The organism is Streptomyces sp. NPDC006458, assembly GCF_040612135.1.
Lineage (GTDB): Bacteria > Actinomycetota > Actinomycetes > Streptomycetales > Streptomycetaceae > Streptomyces.
The window spans coordinates 82,156-106,809 of the sequence record NZ_JBEXPR010000021.1; the positions used below are offsets into that span (position 1 = coordinate 82,156).

Below are 24,654 nucleotides of genomic sequence, written 5' to 3' on the forward strand. Positions count from 1 at the left end.
GCGCCCGCCGCCGGCGACCAAGCGAGGTCTGTTCAGCCGATAGTGATCATCTCTTCCGTACGACGACGAAGTCCGCGAGCGCCGAGAACTGCTCCCGGACCCGCTCGGGCATGCCGACGGCGTCCAGCGCCTGGAGGGCGAGGGCGTGCTGGTGACGGGCCTCGGAGGCGGTCCAGTCACGGCCGCCCGCCTCCTCGATGAGCGCGGCGCGGGCGGCGAACTCCGCCTCGGAGAAGCTCGCGAAGTCGCTGCTCTTGGCGTCGGCGGCGAGCAGCTCGCCGAGGTGCTCCGAAGCGGACCCGCCGGCCGCGAGCGCGGCGACGACGGGCAGGGACTTCTTGCGCTGGCGCAGGTCGCTCCAGGTCTGCTTACCGGTGGCCTCGGGGTCGCCCCAGATGCCGAGGAGGTCGTCGACGGCCTGGAAGGCGAGGCCGAGGTGGTGGCCGTACCTCTCCAGGTGGTCGGCGGTGCGGTCGTCGGCACCGCCGAGCACGGCGCCGACGGAACAGGCGCAGGCCAGCAGGGCACCGGTCTTGTTGCCCTCCATCTCCAGGCACTCCGCGACGCTGACGCGGTCGCGGTGCTCGTAGGAGATGTCCTGGGCCTGGCCGTCGATCAGGGCCCGGGTCGCGGAGGTCAGGCGGCGGGTGGCGCGGGCGGCCTCGGCGGTGCCGAGCTCCAGCAGGACCTCGTTGGCGAGGGCGAACAGGGCGTCGCCGACCAGGATGGCCTGGGCGGGGCCGTGCACCTTCCAGACGGTCTCGCGGTGGCGGCGCCGCTCGTCGCCGTCCATCAGGTCGTCGTGCAGCAGCGAGAAGTTGTGGACCAGTTCGACGGCGACGGCACCGGGGACGCCCACCTCGGGGCGGGCGCCGGTGACCTCGGCGGACAGCACGGCCAGGGCGGGTCGCACGGCCTTGCCGCCGTCGCCGGCACTCGGCCTGCCCTCGGCGTCGATCCAGCCGAAGTGGTAGGCGGCGACGGTGTCCATGGGAGACGCCAGGCGGTCGATGGCCGCCCGCAGTACGGGGGTGGTCAGGGTCCGGCCGCGCTCCAGGAGGGTGGTCACGTCCACCGCGGTCTTGCGTTCGGCCGTGGAGGCCGGGGGCACAGTGGGCACAGGTTCTCCTCTTGTTGCGGTGCCGGAGGTGCGGGGACCTGCCGCGCGCTCATCGAGTCTCATGCCGCCTCCTCGAACTCGAAGAGGTGGCGGGGGCGGGGCCGGCCCAGGGCGCGCAGGGCGGCGTCCGCCGCACTGACACCGCTGCGGACCGCACTCTCCATCGTCGCGGGCCACCCAGTGGCGGTCCACGATCCGGCCAGGTACAGGCCGGGAGCCTTGGTGCGGGCGCCGGGCCTGAGCCGTCCGACGCCGGGGGTGGGGGCGAACGTGGCGGTGCGCTCGCGGGTCACGAAGAAGTCCAGCACCTCGGCACCGCGGGCGAGCGGCAGCAGCCGCTCCAGCTCGGGCAGGTAGCGCTCGCGCAGCACCGCCACCGGCTCGTCGATGTCGCGCCGCGCGGCCGACTGGGACAGCGCGAGGTACTGGCCCCGGCGCAGACCGGAGGCGTCGGTGCGGTCGAACACCCACTGCACGGGGGTGCCGAGGGCGGCGACGAACGGCGCGTCGAGCACCGTGCGGTCGTAGACGACATGGACGTTGAGGATCGGCGCGGTGCCGATCTCCAGCAGCCGCTCGGGGGCGTCGAGGGCGCCGGCGGGCAGCAGGTCGTGCGTCTCGCGCTGCGGTACGGCGAGGACGACGGCGTCCGCGCCGATGGTCTCGCCGGGAACCTGAACGCTCCAACGTCCGTTCTCGTGACGGGAGACGGAGGTGACGCGTGTACGGACCTCGGTACGCACGCCCGCGGAGTCGAGCGCCTTGCGGGCGAGCCGGTCGTGCAGTTCGCCCAGCGGGACATGCGCCCAGCCGATGTCGGCTGCGCCGGGGTCGGACAGCAGACCGGTCTTGAACACCATCGCGGCGAGCCCCAGGGAGGCGTCGCCCGCGACCGCGTTGAGGGTGGCGACCCCGACCAGGTCCCACAGGGCCTCGACGGCACGCGCCGACTGACCGTGCGAGGTCAGCCAGCTGCCGAAGTCCTGTGCGTCCAGGCTCGGATCGGTGAGGTCCAGGCCCTGGAGCGCGAGCGCGGCACGGCCGACCCGGGCGCGTTCGGTGAGCGAGAGATGCGGATACGTGGCGAGGCTGCGCCCCAGGTGGAGGGGGACGGGCAGCGCGTCGCGCCGCAGCCTGCCGAGCCGTCGGCCCTCGGGCCGGGCCACGTCGAGGACGGGCACGTCGAGCCGGTTCTGGAGCGGGGCGAGGGCGGTGCCCTCGATCCGGTCGAGGAACCACCGGTAGGCGGTGCAGCACCGCAGATAGACGTGCTGGCCGTTGTCGACGGTGAGGTCGCCGCGCTGGAAGGAGAAGGCCAGGCCGCCCAGTCTCGGCCTGCCTTCGAGCAGAGTGACGCGCATCCCCGCGTCGGCGAGCGCGAGCGCGGCGGTGATGCCTGCGAGCCCGCCGCCGACCACGACGGCGTCCTTTCCGGAGCCGTCGCCGAGGCCGGTGAGCGGCTCGTGCGGCCGCATGCCGTCGGTCATCGTGTGCCCTCCCCCGCGGAACCGCCGTGGTGGTTGAACGCTGCACGGCAGGCCGCTGCACTCAGGGACGCCGTCCGGTGGCGGAGGGTTGCGCACCGCTTGTGACCGGCGCGGCGGGCCGGTCCGTGCAGACCGGCGGCGTCACCTCGGCCCGGGCCGTCGCAGCTGCCGGGGCCGTCGCAGCTGCCGGGGCTGTCGGGGCCGTCCATCAGACCCGCCTCCTGACGGTCCGCGTGACATGGCGGGTGTCCAGTCCGGACAGTCCGCGCACGGCGACGTAGGCCTTCTCGCGGCCGGGCAGGGCGACGCGGCCGCGCAGCACGGCCTCGGGATCGCGCTCGATGCGGTCCAACAGCCGGCGGTAGATACCGGCCATGGCCGCGACGCACGCGCCGCTGCGCCGGTCGAGCATGGGCAGCAGCCGGTAGCCCTCGGCGAACAGGGCGCGGGCCCGGCGGACCTCGAAGTGCACGAGGCCGGCGAAGTCGGAGCCCTCGGGCGGGGTCGGCCCCCCGTCGAACCCTGCCGAGCAGCCGAACTTGGCGAGGTCGTCGGCGGGCAGATAGGTGCGCCCGTCCGCGGCGTCCTCGCGGACGTCCCGCAGGATGTTGGTGAGCTGGAGCGCGAGCCCGAGCGTGTCGGCGTACTCGGGTGCGCGTTCGGCGCCGCGCGCCCCCCGTTCGGTGCCGAACACCCCGAGCGAGAGCCGCCCGATGGCGCCCGCCACACAGCGGCAGTACACCTTCAGGTCGTCCCAGGTCTCATAGGCCTCGCCGCGTACGTCCATCAGCACGCCGTCGATCAGCTCGTCGAGGCCGTCGAGCGGGATCGGGAAGGACCGCGCGGCGTGGGTGAGGGCGACCGCGACGGGGTCGGTGTCGTCCTCGTCGACCGTGCCCGCGCGCACCCGGGCCAGCATGGCGCGGGTGTCTTCCAGCCGGGCGGCCTTGACGTCGACGGCGAGCGCCCCGTCGCCGATGTCGTCGACCCGGCGGGAGAACGCGTACAGCGCGGACATCGCCCGGCGCTTGGACGTGGGCAGCAGGCGGATCCCGTAGGCGAAGTTACGGGCCTGCTGTCCGGTGACGGCCTCGCAGTAGCTGTAGGCGGCGAGTACCGGTGCGGACATGGGTGGTGGAGACTCCACGGCCCCGATCACCCCTTTCCTCGCAGAGTGACGCCCGCCTCGCGCAGCCGCTGGAGCTTGCCGGGTCTGGGCGGGCCGGGAAGTACGTCGTATTCGGCGGCGGCGATGGCGTCGAGTGCCGCCCTTCCCCCTGCCACGAACCCCGCGAGCAGCAGCCTCAGCCTGCCGTGGACGCTACCCACCAGGGGGGCGCCTTCAGTCAGCAGGTCGCGGGCTCGCTGACCTTCGAATGCGACCAGCGCGCGCACCGACGCGCCCGCGGATCGCGCGGCGAGGTCGGATTCCTGGACGTGGAAGCGCTTCATGTCCTCGGCCGGCAGATAGATCCGGTCGCGGCCGAGGTCCTCGGTGACGTCCTGGAGGTGCTCGACGATCTGCAGGGCGGTGCAGATCGCGTCGGAGCGGCGGACGCGCTCGGGGGTGGAGGTGCCGGTGACGGCGAGAACGAGCCGGCCGACGGGGTTGGCGGACAGCTCGCAGTAGGCGAGCAGGTCGTCGTAGGTCTCGTACCGGCTGACCAGCTGGTCCTGGCGGTTGGCGGCGATCAGGCCGAGAAAGGGTTCGGGGGTGAGCGCGTGACGGCGGACGGTCGGCCGCAGGCGGCGCAGCAGGGGGTGACGGGGTTCGCCGTCGAAGACGCGACGCAGGTCGGCCTCGAAGGCGTCGAGCATGATCACGCGGTCGTCGGCCCGGTCCGGGGCCACACCGAGCAGGCGGGCGTCGGCGCCGCCGGGGGCGAGGTCGCCGTCGCCGATGTCGTCGACGAGACGGGCGAAGCCGTATACGGCCATGAGGTCGGCGCGCCAGGCGCGGGGCAGGAAGAACGGGGCCACGGGGAAGTTCTCGGCCGCGGCCTTGGCGAGCGTGTCGCGCTCGGGGTCGCCGAGGCGTGTCGTGCGGGTTCCCGTCACCGCTCGCTGCCCTGGGCGGGGACGGCGCACGCCTCGCGGAGCTGGGGAGTTTCCGTAGCCATTGCCGTCACATCTCCCGTTCTACACTGCCGACCCAATACACACTATTTCGGACACGCCGCCCGGCGCTCGGCGCGGTGCCCTGTGGGGCGGTGTCGCGCATTATCGCCCCACTTGCCGTGATTGGGCACCGGTACAGCTTACGTTGTACAACGCGCTACGGACCGTGGGGGTGTCCTGCACATCACAAGACAACACCGATTGACGTCCAAGATTCCTGTCGGAAGCCGAAGTTGACAGTTCTTTTGCAGGTTGCCCGCACAGGCGGGCCCCACCGGAGCGAATCCAGCGGGGCCCTGTGCCGGCGGGTCACTTGCCGGTGAACTTCTCGTACTCCTTGAGCACCTCTTCGGTGGGGCCGTCCATGCGCAGCTCACCGCGCTCCAGCCACAGCACACGGTCGCAGGTGTCGCGGATCGACTTGTTGTTGTGGCTGACCAGGAAGACCGTGCCCGCCTGCTCGCGCAGCGCGCGGATGCGGGCCTCGGAGCGCTTCTGGAAGGAGCGGTCACCGGTGGCGAGGGCCTCGTCGATCATGAGGACGTCGTGGTCCTTGGCCGCGGCGATGGAGAACCGCAGCCGGGCCGCCATGCCGGAGGAGTAGGTGCGCATCGGCAGGGTGATGAAGTCGCCCTTCTCGTTGATGCCGGAGAAGTCGACGATCTCCTGGTAGCGCTCCCTGATCTGCTCCCGGGACATGCCCATGGCGAGGCCGCCGAGGACGACGTTGCGCTCGCCGGTGAGGTCGTTCATCAGGGCCGCGTTCACGCCGAGCAGGGAGGGCTGGCCGTCGGTGTAGACCTTGCCGCTCTCCGCGGGCAGCAGGCCGGCGATGGCCCGCAGCAGGGTGGACTTGCCGGAGCCGTTGGAGCCGATCAGTCCGACCGCCTCGCCCCGGTAGGCGACGAAGGACACGCCCTTGACGGCGTGCACCTTGCGCACGCCGCGCTCCGCGTTGCCGGAGCCCCGTCCGACTATGCGGCTCAGGGCCGCCGTCGCACTGCCCTTGCCGGTCTTGGCGCCGTTGACGCGGTAGACGATGTGCAGCTCGTCGGCGATGACGGTGGGGATGCGGGACTCAGCCACGGCCGTACCTCTCCTCAGCCTTCCAGAAGTACACGAAGCCGCCGACCGCGAACAGCACGGCCCAGCCGGCCGCGGCCGCCCACACGTGGTCGGGCAGGTTCTTCGAGCCGTAGCCGTCGATCAGCGCGAAGCGCATCAGGTCCATGTAGATCGCGGCCGGGTTCCACTGCAGGACCGTGGCGATCCACTGCGGCTTGTCGGCCAGCATGATCGGGATCGAGTACATGACGCCGGAGGCGTACATCCACGTCCGCATCACGAACGGCATCAGCTGCGCGAGGTCCGGGGTCTTCGCGCCGGCACGGGCCATGATCAGGGCGAGGCCGGTGTTGAAGAGGAACTGCAGGGCCAGCACCGGGAAGATCAGCAGCCAGGACAGGTCCGGGTAGCTGCCGAACGCGGCGGTCACCGCGACCAGCACGATCATCGAGAACAGCAGCTGCTGGAGCTGCTGGAGCGAGAAGGAGACCGGCAGCGCCGCGCGCGGGAAGTGCAGCGCGCGCACCAGGCCGAGATTGCCGGAGATCGCCCGCACGCCCGCCATCACCGAGCTCTGCGTGAAGGTGAACACGAACACGCCGGTGACCAGGAAGGGGATGTAGACGTCCCGGGACATGCCCCGGTCGGCCTCCAGGATGACACCGAAGATGAAGAAGTAGACGGCCGCGTTCAGCAGCGGCGTGACCACCTGCCACAGCTGGCCGAGCTTGGCCTGGCTGTACTGGGCGGTCAGCTTGGCCTGGGAGAACGCCAGGATGAAGTGGCGGCGGCCCCAGAGCCGGCGGACGTACTCGACGAGCGAGGGCCGGGCGCCGCTGACGGCCAGCCCGTACTTCTCGGCGAGCTGGGCCGCCGTCATGGACTCGTCGGGGGACGGAGCCGCGGTCACCGCGAGTCCTCCGTCCTGCGTGGTCTCACTCACTAGTGGAAACTTTCGTCTTCGATGTGCAGCCGGTCCGGGCGGGGCCGGGGCCCCGGGGCCCGGCCCCGGCGCTCCCAGGGTCGAGCTTGTCAGATGACCGGGGGCCGGCCGAGTCGGGTCAGCCGCCACACGGTACGCCACTTCATCGGCCTTCGGGGCCCGCAGGCCGTCGTCCAGCCTTCCCGGAATCCGCCAAACCACGCCTGGAGCGCGGACCGCGACGGACGGCGTACGAGGGTGAGCAGCAGCCACACCCCGAGGTACACCGGGATCAGGGGGGCGGGCAGATTGCGGCGGGCCAGCCAGACCCGGTTGCGGGCGACCATGCGGTGGTAGACCGCGTGCCGGGACGGGGCCGTCGTCGGGTGGTACAGCACCATGTCGGAGCGGTAGTCGATCATCCAGCCGGCGTCCAGGGCGCGCCAGGCCAGGTCGGTCTCCTCATGGGCGTAGAAGAACTCGTCGGGCAGCCCGCCGACCTCGGCGAACACCCGGGTGCGGACGGCGTTGGCGCCGCCCAGGAAGGTGGTGACCCGGGAGGAGCGCATCGGGTCGGACGCGCGCAGCCGGGGGACGTGGCGGCGCTGGGTGACGCCGGTCTCCGGGTCGGCGATCCGGAAGCTGATGATGCCGAGCCGCTCGTCGTCCGCGAAGGCACGGCGGCACAGTTCGGCCGTGTCGGTGCGGGCGAGCAGGCCGTCGTCGTCGAGGAAGAGCAGTATGTCGGCGTCGCGGCCGCCGGGGCCGAAGGCCTCGATGCCCACGTTGCGGCCGCCGGGGATGCCCAGGTTCTCGGGCAGCTCCACCGTGCGCACGCCCTCGGGGACGTCCGGGACGGGCGAGCCGTTGCCGACGACGACGACGTCGACCGGGCCGCCGTCCTGCTTGGCGACCGAGTCGAGCAGCGCTCGCAGTTCGTCGGGGCGGTTGCCCATGGTGATGATCACCGCGCCGACCTTCACCGGGGCGCTCACTTCAGCCTGCTGGAGGCGAGGATGGACACCAGGTGCAGCAGCGTCTGCACGAGCGCGATGCCGGCCATCACCGCTACGCCGAGCCGCGTGAAGAACAGGTCGCCGCGTACCTGGTCGGCGATCGCCAGGACCAGGATCACCAGCGAGGCCTCGATGCCGAGGATGAGCCGGTGGAACTTCAGCGCGGCGGCCGCCCGGCGGGCCAGCGCCATGCCGGAGGAGCGCATCTCCGCGGCCGCCTCCTGCACCGGCGGCTTGCCGGCCTGGTGGCGGGCGACGCCGACCAGGTCGGTCTCGGCCTTGATCAGGATCGCGCCGAGCGCGGCGAGGGTGCCGAGGAACGCCCACAGCCAGTCCGCCCCGCCGCCGCCCCACAGATCGGCGGCGCGCAGACCGAAGCCGACGAGGACCGCGGCGTCGGTGAGGTAGGCGCCGACCCGGTCCAGGTAGACGCCGTTGAGCGAGTACATCTTCTTCCAGCGCGCGATCTCGCCGTCGACGCAGTCCAGCAGCAGATACATCTGGACGCACAGCACGCCGAGGACCGCGCCCGCGATGCCCGGCACCAGCAGGGCCGGGGCCGCGAGCACGCCGAAGACGGTCATCAGGTACGTGAGCTGGTTGGGCGTGACCCTGGTGTTCACCAGGTAGCGGTCGACCCGCAGGGACACCTCACGCATGTAGAGGCGTCCCATCCAGTGCTCACCGCTGCGCCGGTCCTTGACCCCAGCGGGGTGGACGACCGGACGGAGTTCAGCTACCGATGGCCTTGACATAGTCGGCGTAGATGTCCTTGATCTGGTCGGTTGTCAGGTCGAGGTGTTCGAGGATCGTGTAACGGCCGGGCCGGGTCTGGGGGGCGAACTCCACGACCCCGACGAACTCCTCGGGCGTGAAGCCGATCTCCTCCGGGAGGACGGGAAGCCCGTGGCGGCGCAGTACCCCGGCCATGTAGGCCGACTCCTCGTGGGCCCCGCGCAGGTACATCGCGAAGGCCGCACCCAGGCCGCACTGCTCGCCGTGGGCGGCCGCCCTCCTGGGATACAGCAGGTCGAAGGCGTGGTTGATCTCGTGGCAGGCGCCGGAGGACGGGCGGGTGTCGCCCGACACCGACATGGCGATGCCGCTGAGCACCAGCGCCTCGGCCAGCACCTGGAGGAAGGCGGTGTCCGCGATGGTGCCGGGGTGGCGCAGTACGGCCTCACCGGCCTGCCGGGCGATGGCGGCGGCCAGGCCGTCGATCTTCTCGCCGTTGACCCGGTGGGCCAGCTCCCAGTCGGCGATCGCCGAGATGTTCGACACGGCGTCGCCGATACCGGCCCGCACGAAGCGCACCGGGGTCTCGCGGATGACGTCCAGGTCGATCACGACCGCGATCGGGTTCGGCACACCGTACGAGCCGCGGCCCGCGTCGTTGTCGAGGGTCGCAACGGGTGAGCACAGGCCGTCGTGCGCGAGGTTGGTCGGCACGGCGACCAGCGGCAGGCCGACGCGCGCCGCGGCGAACTTGGCGCAGTCGATGATCTTGCCGCCGCCGAGTCCGACGACCGCGTCGTAGTGGCCGGCCCTGATGTCGGTGGCCAGCCGCACGGCGTCGTCGAGCGTGCCGCCGCCGACCTCGTACCAGCTGGCGCCGGGCAGCGCGGGCCGGATCCGCTCGCGCAGCCGGGCGCCGGAGCCGCCGCTGACGGCGACGGCGAGCTTGCCGGAGTGCGAGATCCGCTCGTCGGCGAGCACACTGCCGAGGTCGTCGAGGGCGCCTGGGCGGATGTCGACGACGACGGGTGAGGGAATCAGCCTGGTCAGTACCGGCACGCGATCTCCCGTCCCCGGGCGAGATCCTCGTGGTTGTCGATCTCCACCCAGTCGACCTGGCCGATCGGCGCGACGTCGATCTTGAATCCCCGGTTCACGAGCTCCTGGTAGCCGTGCTCGTAGAACTGCTGCGGGTCGGTCTCCCACACCGTCTTCAGCGCGTCGACCAGCTCGGGGGCGGCCTCGCCCTCGATGAGGGTGACGCCGATGTACTCACCGGTGGCCTCGGCGGGGTCCATCAGCTTGGTGATCTTCCGCACGCCCTGGCCGGGGTCGACGACGACCTTCATCTCCTCGTCCGCGAGGGACTTCACGGTGTCCAGGGCCAGGATGATGCGACGGCCCTCGCCGCGGGCGGCCAGCAGTGTCTTCTCGACGGAGACCGGGTGGACGGTGTCGCCGTTGGCGAGGATCACGCCGTCCTTGAGGGCGTCACGGCCGCACCACAGGGAGTAGGCGTTGTTCCACTCCTCGGCCTTGTCGTTGTCGATGAGGGTGAGCGTGAGGCCGTACTTGGCCTCCAGCGCCGCCTTGCGCGCGTACACGGCCTCCTTGCGGTAGCCGACGATGACCGCGACCTCGGTCAGACCGATCTCGGCGAAGTTGCCGAGGGTCAGGTCCAGGACCGTGGGCTCGCCCTCTATGCCCGCGGGCCCCACCGGCACCAGCGCCTTGGGCAGGGTGTCGGTGTAGGGGCGCAGACGCCGTCCGGCGCCGGCCGCCAGCACGAGGCCGATCATGCGGGTTCTCCTTCGTCGTGTACGGCGGGCGCGCCCCCCAGATGGGAGGCGACCCAGAAGCGGATGCTCTCGACGAGCACCACCAGGGCGACGGCCACGGCCAGGGCCGTGAGCGCGACCGTGAACTGCGCGCCGGTGAGCAGCGCGGCCAGCACGGCGACGAGCAGCGTCCGCCCTTCCTGCCCCCCGATGGCGCGCACCAGCCAGGCCGGGGGCGCGCCGGCGTCTCCGCGGATGCGGTACACCGTGTCGTAGTGATGGTAGGCGACCGCCGCCACCAGGCCGAAAGCCGCTGGGAGGGCTCCGTTCACCGCGGCTTTGCTCGCCAGCGCGAGGACGGTGCCGTACTCGGCGGCCCGGAAGAGCGGCGGGACGAGCCAGTCGAGGGCGCCCGTGAGGGGGCGGGCGGCGGTGACGGCGAGCGCGGAGAAGGCGACGTAGAACACGGCGCCGAACACGGGCAGCCAGCTGCCGTACGGGGCGAGGCTCGCGGTGAGCACGACGGCGGCGGTGCCCATCAGCGCGGAGACCACCGGGGTGCGCAAGGGGATCGCGACACGGCTCAGCAACTGGGCGAGCGGGCCGTTGTCCGCGAGGTCCGCCAGTGCCTTGGCCGCCCGGTCGGTGCGCTCGGCCCTGCGGGTCAGCGACCGCAGCACCCGGCCCGCAGTGGTGTAGGTCGCCGCGAACGCGCACCCGACGAGCAGCGCGTAGAAGGTGATCCGAGGGGTCGTGGCCGCTGTCAGCACCGCGATCATCGCCCAGCGCTCACCGATCGGCAGGACGATCATGCGGCGCACCCACACCGTCCAGCCGACGCTGTCGAGCTTGTCGGAGAGGGCGGCGGTGGGGCTGGTGTTGGCGGTGGCGTCGTGGTTGGCCTCGTTGAAGGAGAAGTCGACCACGTGCCGGCAGGTCTGGAGGATCATCGCGCCGAGCGCGAGGGCCCAGACGTCGTCGCCGCCGCGGGCCGCGCCGAGGGCGAGACCCGCGTAGTAGGCGTACTCCTTGGCCCGGTCGAAGGTAGCGTCCAGCCAGGCGCCGAGCGTGGAGTACTGCAGGGAGTAGCGGGCGAGCTGGCCGTCGGTGCAGTCCAGCACGAAGGAGAAGATCAGCAGGACGCCCGCCGCGACGAACCCGCCGCGGGTGCCGGTGGCCGCGCAGCCGGCCGCGATCAGCGCGGTGAGCAGCGAGGCGGTGGTGACCTGGTTGGGGGTCAGACCGCGGCGGGCGCACCAGCGGGCGATGTAGCGGGAGTAGGGACTGATGCAGTACGTGGTGAAGAAGCCGTCGCGGGCCTTCACCGCCGACTTCAGGCGTACGGCTTCGTCGTCCACGGCGGTGACGGCCTGCCGGGCCTCGTTGCGGGCCTGCGGGTCGGCCGGGACGGTGGCGACGAGGCTGCCCAGCTCGGGGCGGTGCACGGCGGAGCCGTCCGCGTCCAGGGCGGTGACCAGCCGGTCGGCGAGGCCGGCGACGGCGACCGCGCCGCCGCTCGGGGCGCTCTCCACGGTCAGGACCCGGCCGAGGGCCTGGCGGCCGGCCGGCTGGGCGGTGACGGCACCGGGGATCGCGGCGAGCGGGAAGCGCGGGTCGGTCAGGCCGAGACGCAGCGCGTGGAGATGGCCGACGAAGGCGGGGTCGACGACCGCGACCCGCCGGTCGGCCGGCACCTGCTCCAGGAGGGTCGCGGCGTCGTCGGCGCCGGACGCCACGCGGACGTCGAAGCCGAGGGACCGCAGATCGTCCTCGATCGACGATCCGGGGACCGGCTGACCGGTGAGGATGGCGGTCGGCAACCGAACTCACTCCCTGGGGTGCCGGCGCCTCCGCGCCGGTCGTGTACATGTTGGCGGCGCCCCTTGGCTGGACCAGGCGGGCGGCGTGTCGGCAGAGGCTATCGGATGATGGGAAAGCCGTGTTCACCGGCCGTTCATGGTCCGGTCGACACGGTCTGCTCGTGACCTCTGTCGCGATCATCATCGGTGATGGGATGCCAGGCAGACAAAATCACGGCCCCAGAAAGGGCATTCGAGACATACGGCCGTCCGGGCGAACGCGGCGGAGCCGTTCCCCGCTTCGGGGTCGGCTTAGGGTGGGCGACCATGACATGGCTGATCACCGGCGGTGCCGGATACATCGGGGCGCATGTGGCACGGGCCATGGCCGGTGCCGGGGAGCGCGTCGTGGCGCTGGACGACCTCTCGGCGGGCGTCCCGGCACGGCTGCCGGACGGCGTGCCGCTCGTGGCGGGCTCGCTGCTGGACCCGGCCCTGCTGCGGCAGGTGTTCGCCGAGCACGAGGTGACCGGGGTGGTGCACCTCGCGGCCCGCAAGCAGGTGGCGGAGTCGGTCGCGCGGCCGGCCTGGTACTACGCGGAGAACGTGGGCGGTCTGGCCACCCTCCTTCAAGCCGTCGCCGACGCCGGGATCGGCCGGTTCGTCTTCTCCTCCTCCGCGGCCGTCTACGGCACCCCGGACGTGGATCTCATCACCGAGGACACCCCGTGCGCGCCGGTGAACCCCTACGGCGAGACCAAACTGGCCGGTGAGTGGCTGGTCAGGGCCGCGGGCCGGGCGCACGGCATCGCGACGGTGTGTCTGCGCTACTTCAACGTGGCGGGGACGGCCGCGCCCGAGCTGGCCGACACAGGTGTGTTCAACATCGTCCCGATGGTCTTCGACCGGCTCACCCGCGACGAGGCCCCGCGGATCTTCGGCGGCGACTATCCGACGCCGGACGGCACCTGTGTGCGCGACTACATCCATGTGGCCGACCTCGCCGAGGCCCATCTCGCGGCGGCCCGGCATCTGAACGCCGTCGGCTCCTCGGGCGACCTCACGGTGAACATCGGCCGCGGCGAGGGCGTCTCCGTGCGCGAGCTGGTCACGCTGATCGGCGAGGTGACGGAGGACGCCCGCGCGCCCGTCGTCGAGGGCCGCCGCCCCGGTGACGCGCCCCGCGCGGTCGCCTCGGCCGCCCGCGCCGCGAAGGAGCTCGGCTGGAGCGCGCGGTACGGCCTCACCGAGATGGTCGAGTCGGCATGGCAGGGGTGGCGGCTGCACCAGGGCCGGTGACGTCCTGCGCGGAGTTCAGAGTCCGGGCATCGACGCCTGGGCGGCGGCCCGGGTGCGGCCGGGGCCGCCGGCCTCCGGAACCACGGGACGGCCGCACCGGGGACCGATGACGCCCGGCGGGTCGCGGCCGCATCACGCCCGGTGACCGCACCGCTCTGACCTGCGGTTCGTTTCCGCAGGTCAGAGCACATGACAACGGTGTTCAGTGCCGCGTTGCCGGATACCCCCCACCCGTAGTTCACTGTGATCCCGGTCCGATCGCAGGAGGGCGGTTCCCATGGGGGCTGGGCATGACCACGGGCATGCGCACGGGCGCACCGAGCCCGGCGGTACGGCGACCGCGGCGTACCGCGGGCGGCTGAGGGTCGCGCTCGCGATCACGCTCGGTGTGATGGTGACCGAGATCGTCGGCGGCATGCTCGCCGACTCTCTGGCGCTGATCGCGGACGCCGCGCACATGGCGACCGACGCGCTCGGGCTCGGCATGGCCCTGCTGGCGATCCACTTCGCGAGCCTGCCGCCGACGGCCAGACGCACCTTCGGCTACGCCCGCGCCGAGATCCTCGCGGCGCTGGCCAACTGTCTGCTGCTGCTCGGCGTCGGCGGCTACGTCCTCTACGAGGCGATCCAGCGGTTCATCACGCCGGCCGGCACCGAGGGCGGCGTGACGATCGTCTTCGCGCTGGTGGGCCTCGCCGCGAACATGGTCTCCCTCACGCTGCTGATGCGGGGCAGCAAGGACAGCCTGAACGTGCGCGGCGCGTTCCTGGAGGTCGCGGCGGACGCGCTGGGCTCGGTCGCGGTGCTGATCTCGGCCACGGTGATCCTCACCACCGGCTGGGAGGCGGCGGACCCGATCGCCTCGCTGGTCATCGGTCTGATGATCGTCCCGCGCACCCTGCGGCTGCTGCGCGAGACCCTGGACGTACTGCTGGAGTCGGCTCCCCGAGGCGTCGACATGGCCGAGGTGCGCGAGCACATCCTGGCGCTGGACGGGGTGGAGGACGTGCACGACCTGCACGCCTGGACGATCACCTCGGGGATGCCGGTGCTGTCGGTGCACGTGGTGGTGCGCGAGGACGTCCTCAGTGCGATCGGGCACGAGAAGATGCTGCACGAGCTCCAGGGCTGCCTCGGCGACCACTTCGACGTGGAGCACTGCACCTTCCAGCTGGAGCCGGGCGGCCACGCGGAGCACGAGGCCCGGCTGTGCCACTGAACTCGAGGGGTGCCGCGGTGGTTGCGGCACGCGCCCCTGGGCATGATCGTTCATCGGGCCCCTCATTCCGGCGTACCGAGGACAGGTAGTGCCGAAAGCGCCGGTTTCGTACGGCAGACTGGGGCGCGAGGACCGAAGCGAAGGATGGGTATGGCGATCACACCTGCCACCACGACGCAGCAGGCGTCGGAGGGCACCGCGGAAGCTATCTTGCTGGAACTCGTCGACGAGGACGGCGTGACGATCGGCACCGCGGAGAAGCTCGCCGCCCATCAGGCGCCGGGGCAACTGCACCGCGCGTTCTCGGTGTTCCTCTTCGACGACCGCGGGCGGCTGCTGCTCCAGCAGCGGGCGCTCGGCAAGTACCACTCCCCCGGCGTGTGGTCCAACACCTGCTGCGGCCACCCCTACCCCGGCGAGGCGCCCTTCGCCGCCGCGGCCCGGCGCACCTTCGAGGAGCTCGGCGCCTCACCGGCGCTGCTGGCGGAGGCGGGCACGGTCCGCTACAACCACCCGGACCCGGCCTCGGGTCTGGTGGAGCAGGAGTACAACCACCTCTTCGTCGGCCTGGTGCAGGCCCCGCTGCGGCCGGATGCGAGGGAGGTCGGCGACACGGCCTTCGTGACGCCCGCGGAACTCGCCGAGCGGCATGCGAAGGACCGGTTCTCCGCCTGGTTCATGACCGTGCTGGACGCCGCCCGCCCCGCGATCCGCGAGCTGACGGGCGACGCCCCCGGCTGGTGAGGCCGGCATCGGCCCCGAGGTCTTGGTCCCGGTCGTCGGGTCCGGACCTCAGGGCCGTCCCGGGGGTTTGAGCGGGAGGGCGGCCCAGATCACCTTGCCGCCGCTCGCGGTGTGCTCCACGTCGCACACCCCGCCCGCCTCCCGCGTGATCTCCCGCACGAGCAGCAGTCCCCGCCCGCCCGTCTGGCCGTGGTCGGCCTCCAGGGCGGTCGGGCGGTAGGGGTGGCTGTCCTCGACGGACACCCGCACCCACTCCGCGCCGACGGCGACCTCCACGGCCAGCACCGGCGACAGCAGAGCGGCGTGCCGCACGGCGTTGGTCACCAGCTCCGAGACGATCAGCAGGAGTCCCTGGACGAGGTCGTCCGAGGCGGGCACGCCTTGCCGGTACAACAGGTCCCGCACGGCGTGCCGCGCCTGCGGGACCGAGGCTTCCACGGCCGGGGCCGTGAACCGCCAGACACCTTCGTACGGCAGCGGGTCCGCAGGGCCCGCCTGAAGGGGTGCGTCCGCGTCACCTTCTGGGCGTGGACCGGGCCCGCACCCATGGGTCTCCATCGTCCGGTCGCCACCCTCGCGCTCGATTGTCACCACACGTCGAGTGTTGGTAATGAGTCGGTCCGGACCGGATGACTGAACACAAGTCAGCGACTATCGAGCGTTTCTGACCATTGGCGTATGACACGGTCAGTTGTGGGACTGCTCCTGCCCCCCTCGTGCCGCCTTCGGGAACTATTCGGGTTGTACGGGTTTGACGGCGCGCTCGCCCTCTTTGCCGGGGGTTCTCCCCCGAGGATCGTGATCAGCCCCACAGAGGCACGCCAGGGGGTCCGGGTTAGCATCCGGCGCATGGAGCCCCAGCTGCTGCACAGCGTGACCGATTCCGTCGCCACGGTCGTCATCCACCACCCGGCCAAGCGCAACGCCATGACCGCCGCGATGTGGGCCGCGCTGCCGCCGCTGCTCGACACGCTGGCCGCCGACCCGGGCGTACGGGCGCTGGTGCTGACCGGCGAGGGCGGCACCTTCTGCGCGGGCGCCGACATCTCCACGCTCCAGGGTTCGCCCCGTGCGGCGCAGGAGCTCGCGGTGCGGGCCGAGGAGGCACTGGCCGCCTTCCCCCGGCCCACGCTCGCCGCGGTCCAGGGGCACTGTGTGGGCGGCGGCTCGCAGCTGGCCGCCGCCTGCGATCTGCGGTTCGCCGAGGAGGGCGCCCTGTTCGGGGTGACCCCGGCGAAGCTCGGCATCGTCTACCCGGCCTCCTCCACCCGTCGGCTGGTGTCGCTGACCGGGCCCGCCACCGCCAAGTACCTCTTGTTCTCCGGTGAGTTGATCGACACCGCGCGGGCGCTGCGCACCGGCCTGGTGGACGAGGTGCTGTCCGAGGGCGAACTCGGCAAGCGGGTCGCGGAGTTCACCCGGATCCTGGTGACGCGCTCCCAGCTGACGCAGGCCGCGGCCAAGGAGTTCGCCGACGGCCGCTCCGACCGCGACGAGCACTGGGCCGCGCGGGCCCGCGAGAGCACGGAGGCCGCCGAGGGGGTCGCCGCGTTCCTGGAGCGCAGGAAGCCGCGGTTCACCTGGACGACCTCGGGCTGACGCGCCCCGCGTCAGGTCAGCACGAAACGGCTCCTGCCGCGGAACTCCTCGACGAGACGCGCGGGCGCCTTGTGCGGGGAGCCCGCGTCGTAGGGCGGCTGCGGGTCGTACTCCGTCACCAGCTGGACGGCCTGGGCGTGTTCGTCGCCCGCGATCCGGCCCACCAGGGCGAGGCCCATGTCGATGCCGGAGGAGACTCCGGCCGCGGTGACGTACTTGCCGTCGAAGACGACCCGCTCGCCGGTGGACTCGGCGCCGAACCCCGACAGGTACTCCAGCGCGAGCCAGTGCGAGGTCGCGCGGCGGCCCTTCAGCAGTCCGGCGGCGGCCAGCAGCAGGGAGCCGGTGCACACGGACGTCGTCCAGGTGCTGGTGGCGTCCACCGCGCGCAGCCAGTCCAGCAGAGCCGCGTTGTCCATCTGCGGTGTCTGTCCGGGGCCGCCCGGTACGACGACGATGTCCGGGTCCGGCACCTCGGCGAGCGTGCGGTCGGCGACCAGGGCGAGGTTCCCGGTGTCGGTGCGGACCGGGCCGGTGTGCTCGGCGACGAAGACCAGTTCGGCGTCCGGCAGCCGGACGAGGGTCTCGTAGGGGCCGACGGCGTCGAGGGCGGTGAAGCGGTCGTAGAGGACGATCGCGATCTGCACGGGGTGTCCCTTCACTCGATTCGGTGGTTTGTCCTGGGGTGTTCACCGGCGGCCCTGTGCCGGGCGGAAGCGACGCCGGTACTCGGCGGGCGCGGTCCCGAGGGCGCGCACGAAGGCGCGGCGCATGGCCTCCGGGGTTCCGTAGCCGCTGGCGCGGGAGATCTCCTCGACACCGTCACCGGTGTCCTCCAGCAGCCGACGGGCGTGTTCGAGCCGCACCCGGTCCACGTACCGGCCGGGGGTGAGCCCGGTCTCGGCGCGGAACGCCCGGGCGAAGTGGCGCGGGGAGAGCCGGGCGCGGGCGGCGAGCGTCTCGACGGACAGATCGCCGCCGGGGTTCTCGGTGATCCACTGCTGGACGTCGCGCAGCGGCTCGCGCGCCGCCGTCTGGGCCGCCAACTGGGCGCTGAACTGGGCCTGGTTGCCCGGCCGGCGCAGGAACACCACCAGATACCGGGCGACGGTGAGCGCGACCTTCCGGCCGAGGTCCTCCTCCACCAGGGCCAGGGCCAGGTCGATGCCCGCGGTGACACCGGCCGAGGTGCACACATGTGCGTCCCGTACGTAGATCGGGTCGGCGTCGACCTCGATCTCCGGGTGGTCGCGGGCCAGTTTCCCGCAGTACGCCCAGTGGGTGGTGGCCCGGCGGCCGTCCAGCAGCCCGGCCTCGGCCAGCAGGATCGCGCCCGTGCACACGGACACCAGACGCCGGGCGCGCGGGCCGCGGCGGCGCAGCCAGTCGACGAGCCGCGGGTCCGCCGCTCGGGTGCCCCGGCCGCCCGGCACCAGCAGCAGATCCGGCTCGTCCGCGTCCGCCAGGGCCATGTCCGGCACCAGGGTCAGCCCGCTGGAGGTGCGCACGGGACCGCCGTCCAGCGAGGCCGTACGAATCGTGTACGCGCCCGGCACACACCCCTCGGCGCCCGCGAAGACCTCCACGGGACCGGTGACATCGAGGCTCTGGACGTCGTCGAAGAGGACGACGAGCACGGTTCGCTGCGCCATGTCCTCGATTCTTCGGCGGCCCGGCGATGGCCGCAATGACGAGCACCCCACCTTTCCTGCCATGAGGGTGGTGGCGTGCCCACATCCCCCGCTGTCGGTGCCACCTGCCACAATTGCCGCGCAACCCGAAGTGGAGAAGGCGGTACGCGATCGTGACGACACCCCTGGCAGCGTCCATCGAAGGCAGGATCGCCGAGGAACTCGGCGTACGGGAGCGGCAGGTCAAGGCTGCGGTGGAACTGCTCGACGGCGGTTCGACGGTGCCCTTCATCGCCCGGTACCGCAAGGAAGCCACCGAGATGCTCGACGACGCGCAGCTGCGCACGCTCGAGGAGCGGCTGCGCTATCTGCGGGAGCTGGAGGAGCGCCGCACGGCGATCCTGGAGTCGGTGCGTGAGCAGGGCAAGCTCACCGACGAGCTGGAGGCGCAGATCCGGGGGGCCGAGACCAAGGCGCGCCTGGAGGACATCTACCTGCCCTACAAGCCGAAGCGGCGCACCAAGGCGCAGATCGCCCGCGAGGCCGGTCTGGAGCCGCTGGCCGAGGGCCTGCTCGGCGACCCGGGCGTGGATCCGCTGGCCGCCGCCGCGGCCTTCGTCGACGCCGACAAGGGCGTCGCCGACCCGCAGGCCGCGCTGGACGGCGCCCGCGCGATCCTCACCGAGCGGTTCTCCGAGGACGCCGACCTGATCGGCGAGCTGCGCGAGCGCATGTGGGTGCGCGGGCGGCTGGCCGCCAAGGTGCGCGAGGGCAAGGAGGAGGCGGGCGCGAAGTTCGCCGACTACTTCGACTTCGCCGAGCCGTTCACCGCGCTGCCCTCGCACCGCGTCCTGGCGATGCTGCGCGGTGAGAAGGAGGAGGTCCTCGATCTCGTCCTGGAGCCGGAGGAGGCCACCGAGGGTCCCTCCTCGTACGAGGCGATCGTCGCGGGCCGGTTCGGCATCGGCCAGCACGGCCGCCCCGGCGACAAGTGGCTCACGGACACGGTCCGCTGGGCCTGGCGCACCCGCATCCTCGTCCACCTCGGCATCGACATGCGGCTGCGGCTGCGCACGGCCGCCGAGGACGAGGCGGTCGGCGTGTTCGCCGCCAACCTGCGCGATCTGCTGCTCGCCGCCCCGGCCGGCACCCGCGCGACGCTGGGCCTGGACCCGGGTTTCCGTACGGGTGTGAAGGTCGCGGTCGTCGACGCCACCGGCAAGGTCGTCGCCACGGACGTCATCCACCCGCACGTGCCGGCCAACCGCTGGGACGAGGCGATCGCCAAGCTGGCACGGCTGGCGAAGGAGCACGCCGTCGAGCTGGTCGCGATCGGCAACGGCACGGCGTCCCGCGAGACCGACAAGCTCGCCGGTGACCTCATCACCCGGCACCCCGAGCTGCAGCTGACCAAGGTGATGGTCTCCGAGGCCGGCGCCTCGGTGTACTCCGCGTCGGCGTTCGCCTCGCAGGAGCTGCCCGACATGGACGTGTCGCTGCGCGGCGCCGTCTCGATCGCCCGCCGGCTCCAGGACCCGCTGGCCGAGCTGGTGAAGATCGACCCGAAGTCGATCGGCGTCGGCCAGTACCAGCACGACCTGTCCGAGGTGAAGCTGTCGCGCTCGCTGGACGCGGTGGTCGAGGACTGTGTGAACGGCGTCGGCGTGGACGTCAACACCGCCTCCGCGCCGCTGCTCTCGCGCGTGTCCGGCATCTCCTCCGGCCTCGCCGAGAACATCGTGGCGCACCGCGACACCAACGGCCCGTTCCGCTCGCGCTCGGAGCTGAAGAAGGTGGCGCGGCTCGGCCCCAAGGCGTACGAGCAGTGCGCGGGCTTCCTGCGTATCCGGGGCGGGGACGACCCGCTGGACGCCTCCAGCGTGCACCCCGAGGCGTACCCGGTGGTCCGGCGGATGGTGAAGACCGCCGGTCAGGAGGTAGCCGCGCTGATCGGCAACACCTCGGTGCTGCGCTCGCTGAAGCCGACGGAGTTCGTCGACGAGACCTTCGGTCTGCCGACCGTCAGCGACATCCTGAAGGAGCTGGAGAAGCCGGGGCGCGACCCGCGTCCGGCCTTCAAGACGGCCACCTTCAAGGAGGGCGTGGAGAAGATCTCCGACCTCGCCTCCGGGATGGTGCTGGAGGGAGTCGTCACCAACGTGGCCGCGTTCGGCGCGTTCGTCGACGTCGGTGTCCACCAGGACGGGCTGGTGCACGTCTCGGCCATGTCGAAGACGTTCGTGAAGGACCCGCGGGACGTGGTCAAGCCGGGTGACATCGTCAAGGTGAAGGTCCTCGACGTGGACATCCCGCGCAAGCGGATCTCCCTGACGCTGCGGCTGGACGACGAGGCGGCACCGCAGGGCGGCCAGCCCTCCGGCGCCGGCCGCCAGCAGCGCGGCGGAGGCCGGCCGCCGCAGCAGCGGCAGGGTCGCGGCGGGGGCGGAGGCGGAGGCTCCCGCCAAACGCCGCCACCGACCAACAGCGCGATGGCGGACGCGCTGCGCAAGGCGGGACTGCTGGACCCGAAGAAGGGCAAGCGCTGATCCGATCGGCCCGGCATCCCCGGGCCGGGGTGCCGCCGGGCCGGGGTGACCGGCCGGGGTCGCGCCTGACCGGGATAACGCCGGACCGGGGGCGCCCGGGCGGGGGCGACGCCGAGCCCGGGCGGCCGGACCGGGATGACCCCGAGCCGGGGACGGCCGGACGGGGCCCGGGCCGGGGCGCTCCCTGACGCTGCGGCTAGACGACGAGGCGGCACCGCAGGGCGGCCAGCCCTCCGGCGGCGGCCGGCAGCAGCGGCAGGGTCGCGGCGGGGGCGGAGGCGGAGGCTCCCGCCAAACGCCGCCACCGGCCAACAGCGCGATGGCGGACGCGCTGCGCAAGGCGGGACTGCTGGACCCGAAGAAGGGCAAGCGCTGATCCGATCGGCCCGGCATCCCCGGGCCGGGGCGACGCCGAGCCCGGGCGGCCGGGACGGGATGACCCCGAGCCGGGGCCGCCTGGCCGGGATAACGCCGGACCGGGGTTACGCCAGGCGCCGCGGCGCAGCCGGGCCTGCCGGGCCGAGCCTGGCGGGTCGGGCCTGGCGGGTCGGGCCTGGCGGGTCGGTCGCCGGTCGGTGCGGGGATGTCCGGGCGCCGAGGGGGTGGGGCGTTGGGCCGAGTGCAGCAGTCGCGGCGGACGGGTGGGCGGGGGCGGGGTGAAGCTGGACCTCCCGTCGTCCCCCTTCCGGAGTGACCGATGCAGTTCCAGCGCTCTGCCCGTGGCCGCTCCCGGCCGGCCGCCGTCTCCCTGATCGCGGTCTGTCTGGCCCTGGTCTCCCCCGCTGCCGCGCAGGCCGCCGCGCATCCCGAACCGCCGTACGGCGACGCCGGGTTGCAGCGGCGGCTGGAGGATCTCGTCCAAGCGCCGGGCGGCCCGCCCGGGGTCATCGCCGTACTGCGCGACGGCGGACGCACCCGGGTGGTGCGGGCCGGGGTGGCTGACCTGGAGACCGGCCGGAGGCCCCAGCCGCAGGACCATATGCGCATCGCCAGCACGGCCAAGGCGTTCAGCGGAGCGGTGGCCCTGTCCCTCGTGCAGCTCGGCGACCTGGGGCTCGACGACACCCTGGGCGAACGCCTCCCCCAGCTGCCGCGGGCATGGAGCGCGGTGACGCTGCGCCAGCTGCTCAACCACACCAGCGGCCTGCCGGACTACTCGCAGAGCCCCGGCTTCCTCTCCCTGCTGTTCGCCGACCCACACCACCTGTTCGACTCGCGCAGGCTGCTCGACTTCGTCGCCGACCAGCCGCTGCGGTTCCCGCCGGGCAGCCGGTACCAGTACTCGAACTCCGACAACATCGCGGTCGCGCTGATGGCGGAGGCCGTCACCGGGACGCGCTACGAGCGGCTGCTCGCGGAACTGGTGTACCGCCCGCTGGGCCTGCGCCGGACGAGCCTGCCGCAGGGGTTCCGGATGCCGCGGCCCTATCTGCACGGCTACGACACGAGCCCGCCCCCGCCCCCCGAGGACGTCAGCGAGCTGATCAGCATGTCCGGCGTGTGGGCGTCGGGCGGCATCGTCTCGACGCCCGCCGACATGACCCGGTTCGTACGGGGCTACGCCGGAGGGCGGCTGTACGGCCCGGCCGTCGTACGGGAGCAGCGGCGCTGGGTCATCGGCGGCGCGTCGGAGCCCGCCGGGCCCGGCCGCAACGACGCCGGGCTGGCCATCTTCCGGTACACCACCCGCTGCGGGGTGGTGCTCGGGCACACCGGCAACACCGCCGGGTACACCCAGCTGATCGCGGCCACGCCCGACGGACGCCGGTCGCTGACGTTCTCGACGACCAGCCAGATCAACCAGGCCCAGACCCCGGATCTGCTGCGCCGGCTGCGGGCCGTGCAGGAGGACTTCGTCTGCGCCCTGCTGAAGGGCAAGCCGTAGGGGCTCCCCCGGGGCCGGACAGGCCCGCGGACCGGCCCTAGCGTTCCGTCACCTTGCCGTCGGCGACCTCCAGGTGGCGGGTGACGTGCACGGCGTCGAGCATCCGGCGGTCGTGGGTGACCAGCAGCAGGGTGCCCTCGTAGGCGTCGAGAGCGGACTCCAGCTGCTCGATGGCGGGCAGGTCGAGATGGTTGGTGGGCTCGTCGAGGACGAGGAGGTTGACGCCCCTGCCCTGGAGCAGGGCGAGGGCCGCCCGGGTGCGTTCGCCGGGTGACAGGGTGGCGGCCGGGCGCATCACGTGCTCCGCCTTCAGGCCGAACTTGGCCAGGAGGGTGCGGACCTCGACCGGCTCGGTGTCCGGCACGGCCGCGCAGAACGCGTCCAGCAGCGCCTCGGTGCCGTGGAACAGTTTGCGGGCCTGGTCCACCTCGCCCACCAGGACACCCGAGCCGAGGGCCGCGTGCCCCGCGTCGAGGGGGACGCGGCCCAGCAGCGCGCCGAGCAGGGTGGACTTGCCCGCGCCGTTCGCCCCGGTCACGGCGACGCGGTCGGCCCAGTCGATCTGGAGGGAGACCGGGCCGAAGGTGAAGCCGCCGCGACGGACCTCGGCGTCCCGCAGCGTCGCGACGACCGCCCCGGAGCGCGGCGCCGAGGCGATCTCCATGCGCAGCTCCCACTCCTTGCGGGGCTCCTCGACGACGTCCAGGCGTTCGATCATGCGCTGGGTCTGGCGCGCCTTCGCGGCCTGCTTCTCGCTGGCCTCGCTGCGGAACTTGCGGCCGATCTTGTCGTTGTCGTTGCCCGCCTTGCGCCGGGCGTTCTTCACGCCCTTGTCCATCCAGCCCCGCTGCATCTGCGCGCGGTCCTGGAGGGCGGCCTTCTTGTCGGCGTACTCCTCGTAGTCGTCGCGGGCGTGCCGGCGGGCCGTCTCGCGTTCCTCCAGGTAGGCGTCGTAGCCGCCGCCGTAGAGGTTGATCTGCCGCTGGGCGAGGTCGAGTTCGAGGACCTTGGTGACCGTGCGGGTGAGGAACTCACGGTCGTGGCTGACGACGACGGTGCCCGCGCGCAGGCCGGTGACGAACCGCTCCAGGCGTTCCAGGCCCTCCAGGTCCAGATCGTTGGTGGGCTCGTCCAGCAGGAAGACGTCGTAGCGGGAGAGCAGGAGGGAGGCGAGGCCCGCGCGGGCCGCCTGACCGCCGGACAGCGCGGTCATCGGCTGGTCCAGGTCGACGGCGAGGCCCAGGGAGTCGGCGACTTCCTCCGCGCGTTCGTCGAGGTCGGCGCCGCCGAGGCCGAGCCAGCGCTCCAGGCTCGCCGCGTAGGCGTCGTCCGCGCCGGGGGTGCCGTCGACCAGGCCCTGGGTGGCCTCGTCCATCACGCGCTGGGCCTCTGCGACGCCCGTGCGGCGGGCCAGGAACGCCCGGACCGTCTCGCCCGGGCGGCGGTCCGGCTCCTGCGGGAGGTGGCCGACCGCGGCGGTGGGCGGGGAGAGGCGGAGTTCGCCCTGTTCCGGCGCGGTGAGTCCGGCGAGCAGGCGCAGCAGGGTGGACTTGCCCGCGCCGTTGGCGCCGACCAGGCCGATCACGTCCCCGGGTGCGACGACCAGGTCGAGGTCCGTGAAGAGGGCGCGGTCGCCGTGTCCGGCGGCGAGGTTCTTGGCGACGAGGGTGGCAGTCATCAGGGGGCCGATC

The 24,654-nt window shown here is 72.5% G+C and carries 22 protein-coding genes; 6 read left to right on the top strand and 16 right to left on the bottom strand.

Annotated elements, in window-relative coordinates; genetic code table 11:
• Nucleotides 1–46: 46 nt before the first annotated feature.
• The 12 genes from ABZZ79_RS26785 to ABZZ79_RS26840 form a co-directional block, all read right to left on the bottom strand.
• Entirely contained in the window at nt 47–1,183 is a 1,137-nt protein-coding gene (locus ABZZ79_RS26785; RefSeq protein ID WP_356692816.1) for a polyprenyl synthetase family protein, read from the bottom strand.
• Nucleotides 1,180–2,607 carry a hydroxysqualene dehydroxylase HpnE gene (gene hpnE, locus ABZZ79_RS26790; RefSeq protein WP_356692818.1) on the bottom strand — a complete coding sequence of 476 codons (1,428 nt, stop codon included), beginning with the start codon at nt 2,605–2,607 and terminating at the stop codon, nt 1,180–1,182. Before hpnE ends, ABZZ79_RS26785 begins: the two co-directional genes overlap by 4 nt.
• Entirely contained in the window at nt 2,604–2,816 is a 213-nt protein-coding gene (locus ABZZ79_RS26795) for a DUF6380 family protein (RefSeq protein WP_356692821.1), read from the bottom strand. The genes hpnE and ABZZ79_RS26795 overlap by 4 nt, the downstream gene beginning before the upstream one ends.
• Nucleotides 2,816–3,736 carry a presqualene diphosphate synthase HpnD gene (gene hpnD / locus ABZZ79_RS26800; RefSeq protein WP_356692823.1) on the bottom strand — a complete coding sequence of 307 codons (921 nt, stop codon included), beginning with the start codon at nt 3,734–3,736 and terminating at the stop codon, nt 2,816–2,818. Before hpnD ends, ABZZ79_RS26795 begins: the two co-directional genes overlap by 1 nt.
• Nucleotides 3,737–3,762: 26 nt before the next feature.
• Nucleotides 3,763–4,665, bottom strand: coding sequence for a squalene synthase HpnC (gene hpnC, locus ABZZ79_RS26805; protein WP_356692825.1), 903 nt, complete (start codon nt 4,663–4,665; stop codon nt 3,763–3,765).
• Nucleotides 4,666–5,034: 369 nt separating this feature from the next.
• Complete coding sequence (locus ABZZ79_RS26810) at nt 5,035–5,811, bottom strand: ABC transporter ATP-binding protein (protein ID WP_356692827.1); 777 nt, start codon at nt 5,809–5,811, stop codon at nt 5,035–5,037.
• Nucleotides 5,804–6,733 (bottom strand): ABC transporter permease, encoded by a 930-nt coding sequence (locus ABZZ79_RS26815; RefSeq protein ID WP_356692829.1) that lies wholly within the window; start codon nt 6,731–6,733, stop codon nt 5,804–5,806. The genes ABZZ79_RS26810 and ABZZ79_RS26815 overlap by 8 nt, the downstream gene beginning before the upstream one ends.
• 89 nt (nt 6,734–6,822) lie before the next feature.
• Nucleotides 6,823–7,707, bottom strand: coding sequence for a glycosyltransferase (locus tag ABZZ79_RS26820; protein ID WP_356692831.1), 885 nt, complete (start codon nt 7,705–7,707; stop codon nt 6,823–6,825).
• Nucleotides 7,704–8,483 (bottom strand): CDP-alcohol phosphatidyltransferase family protein, encoded by a 780-nt coding sequence (locus ABZZ79_RS26825; RefSeq protein WP_356692833.1) that lies wholly within the window; start codon nt 8,481–8,483, stop codon nt 7,704–7,706. The genes ABZZ79_RS26820 and ABZZ79_RS26825 overlap by 4 nt, the downstream gene beginning before the upstream one ends.
• Nucleotides 8,461–9,522: an iron-containing alcohol dehydrogenase family protein gene (locus tag ABZZ79_RS26830; protein WP_356692835.1), complete on the bottom strand. Its 1,062-nt coding sequence runs from the start codon at nt 9,520–9,522 to the stop codon at nt 8,461–8,463. The genes ABZZ79_RS26825 and ABZZ79_RS26830 overlap by 23 nt, the downstream gene beginning before the upstream one ends.
• Nucleotides 9,510–10,262 (bottom strand): phosphocholine cytidylyltransferase family protein, encoded by a 753-nt coding sequence (locus tag ABZZ79_RS26835; RefSeq protein WP_356692837.1) that lies wholly within the window; start codon nt 10,260–10,262, stop codon nt 9,510–9,512. The genes ABZZ79_RS26830 and ABZZ79_RS26835 overlap by 13 nt, the downstream gene beginning before the upstream one ends.
• The gene (locus tag ABZZ79_RS26840; RefSeq protein ID WP_356692839.1) at nt 10,259–12,061 is read right to left on the bottom strand and encodes a DUF5941 domain-containing protein; all 1,803 of its coding nucleotides are present in this window, start codon (nt 12,059–12,061) and stop codon (nt 10,259–10,261) included. The genes ABZZ79_RS26835 and ABZZ79_RS26840 overlap by 4 nt, the downstream gene beginning before the upstream one ends.
• Before the next feature lie 306 nt (nt 12,062–12,367).
• Here ABZZ79_RS26840 and galE point away from each other — a divergent pair, with 306 nt between their 5' ends.
• The 3 genes from galE to idi all read left to right on the top strand — a co-directional run bounded on the left by galE (nt 12,368) and on the right by idi (nt 15,302).
• Nucleotides 12,368–13,339, top strand: a complete 972-nt coding sequence (galE, locus tag ABZZ79_RS26845) for a UDP-glucose 4-epimerase GalE (RefSeq protein WP_356692841.1) — start codon at nt 12,368–12,370, stop codon at nt 13,337–13,339.
• Nucleotides 13,340–13,616: 277 nt separating this feature from the next.
• Entirely contained in the window at nt 13,617–14,558 is a 942-nt protein-coding gene (locus tag ABZZ79_RS26850) for a cation diffusion facilitator family transporter (protein WP_356692843.1), read from the top strand.
• Nucleotides 14,559–14,708: 150 nt separating this feature from the next.
• Nucleotides 14,709–15,302: an isopentenyl-diphosphate Delta-isomerase gene (idi, locus tag ABZZ79_RS26855; protein WP_356692845.1), complete on the top strand. Its 594-nt coding sequence runs from the start codon at nt 14,709–14,711 to the stop codon at nt 15,300–15,302.
• Nucleotides 15,303–15,350: 48 nt separating this feature from the next.
• On the opposite strand, the gene ABZZ79_RS26860 is transcribed toward idi, so the two are convergent.
• Nucleotides 15,351–15,860 (bottom strand): ATP-binding protein, encoded by a 510-nt coding sequence (locus ABZZ79_RS26860; protein ID WP_356692953.1) that lies wholly within the window; start codon nt 15,858–15,860, stop codon nt 15,351–15,353.
• Nucleotides 15,861–16,151: 291 nt separating this feature from the next.
• On the opposite strand from ABZZ79_RS26860, the gene ABZZ79_RS26865 reads away from it, so the two are divergent.
• The gene (locus tag ABZZ79_RS26865; protein WP_356692847.1) at nt 16,152–16,901 is read left to right on the top strand and encodes an enoyl-CoA hydratase/isomerase family protein; all 750 of its coding nucleotides are present in this window, start codon (nt 16,152–16,154) and stop codon (nt 16,899–16,901) included.
• Nucleotides 16,902–16,912: 11 nt separating this feature from the next.
• Here ABZZ79_RS26865 and ABZZ79_RS26870 read toward each other — a convergent pair whose 3' ends face one another.
• Complete coding sequence (locus ABZZ79_RS26870; protein WP_356692849.1) at nt 16,913–17,548, bottom strand: DJ-1/PfpI family protein; 636 nt, start codon at nt 17,546–17,548, stop codon at nt 16,913–16,915.
• Between the two features lie 42 nt (nt 17,549–17,590).
• Complete coding sequence (locus ABZZ79_RS26875) at nt 17,591–18,553, bottom strand: GlxA family transcriptional regulator (RefSeq protein ID WP_356692851.1); 963 nt, start codon at nt 18,551–18,553, stop codon at nt 17,591–17,593.
• A 152-nt stretch (nt 18,554–18,705) separates the two neighbouring features.
• Between ABZZ79_RS26875 and ABZZ79_RS26880 the strand changes: the two genes are divergently transcribed.
• Nucleotides 18,706–21,078, top strand: a complete 2,373-nt coding sequence (locus ABZZ79_RS26880) for a Tex family protein (protein ID WP_356692853.1) — start codon at nt 18,706–18,708, stop codon at nt 21,076–21,078.
• Between the two features lie 697 nt (nt 21,079–21,775).
• Nucleotides 21,776–22,963, top strand: a complete 1,188-nt coding sequence (locus tag ABZZ79_RS26885) for a serine hydrolase domain-containing protein (protein WP_356692855.1) — start codon at nt 21,776–21,778, stop codon at nt 22,961–22,963.
• 37 nt (nt 22,964–23,000) lie between these two features.
• On the opposite strand, the gene ABZZ79_RS26890 is transcribed toward ABZZ79_RS26885, so the two are convergent.
• Nucleotides 23,001–24,641 (bottom strand): ABC-F family ATP-binding cassette domain-containing protein, encoded by a 1,641-nt coding sequence (locus ABZZ79_RS26890; RefSeq protein ID WP_356692857.1) that lies wholly within the window; start codon nt 24,639–24,641, stop codon nt 23,001–23,003.
• Between the last annotated feature and the right edge of the window lie 13 nt (nt 24,642–24,654).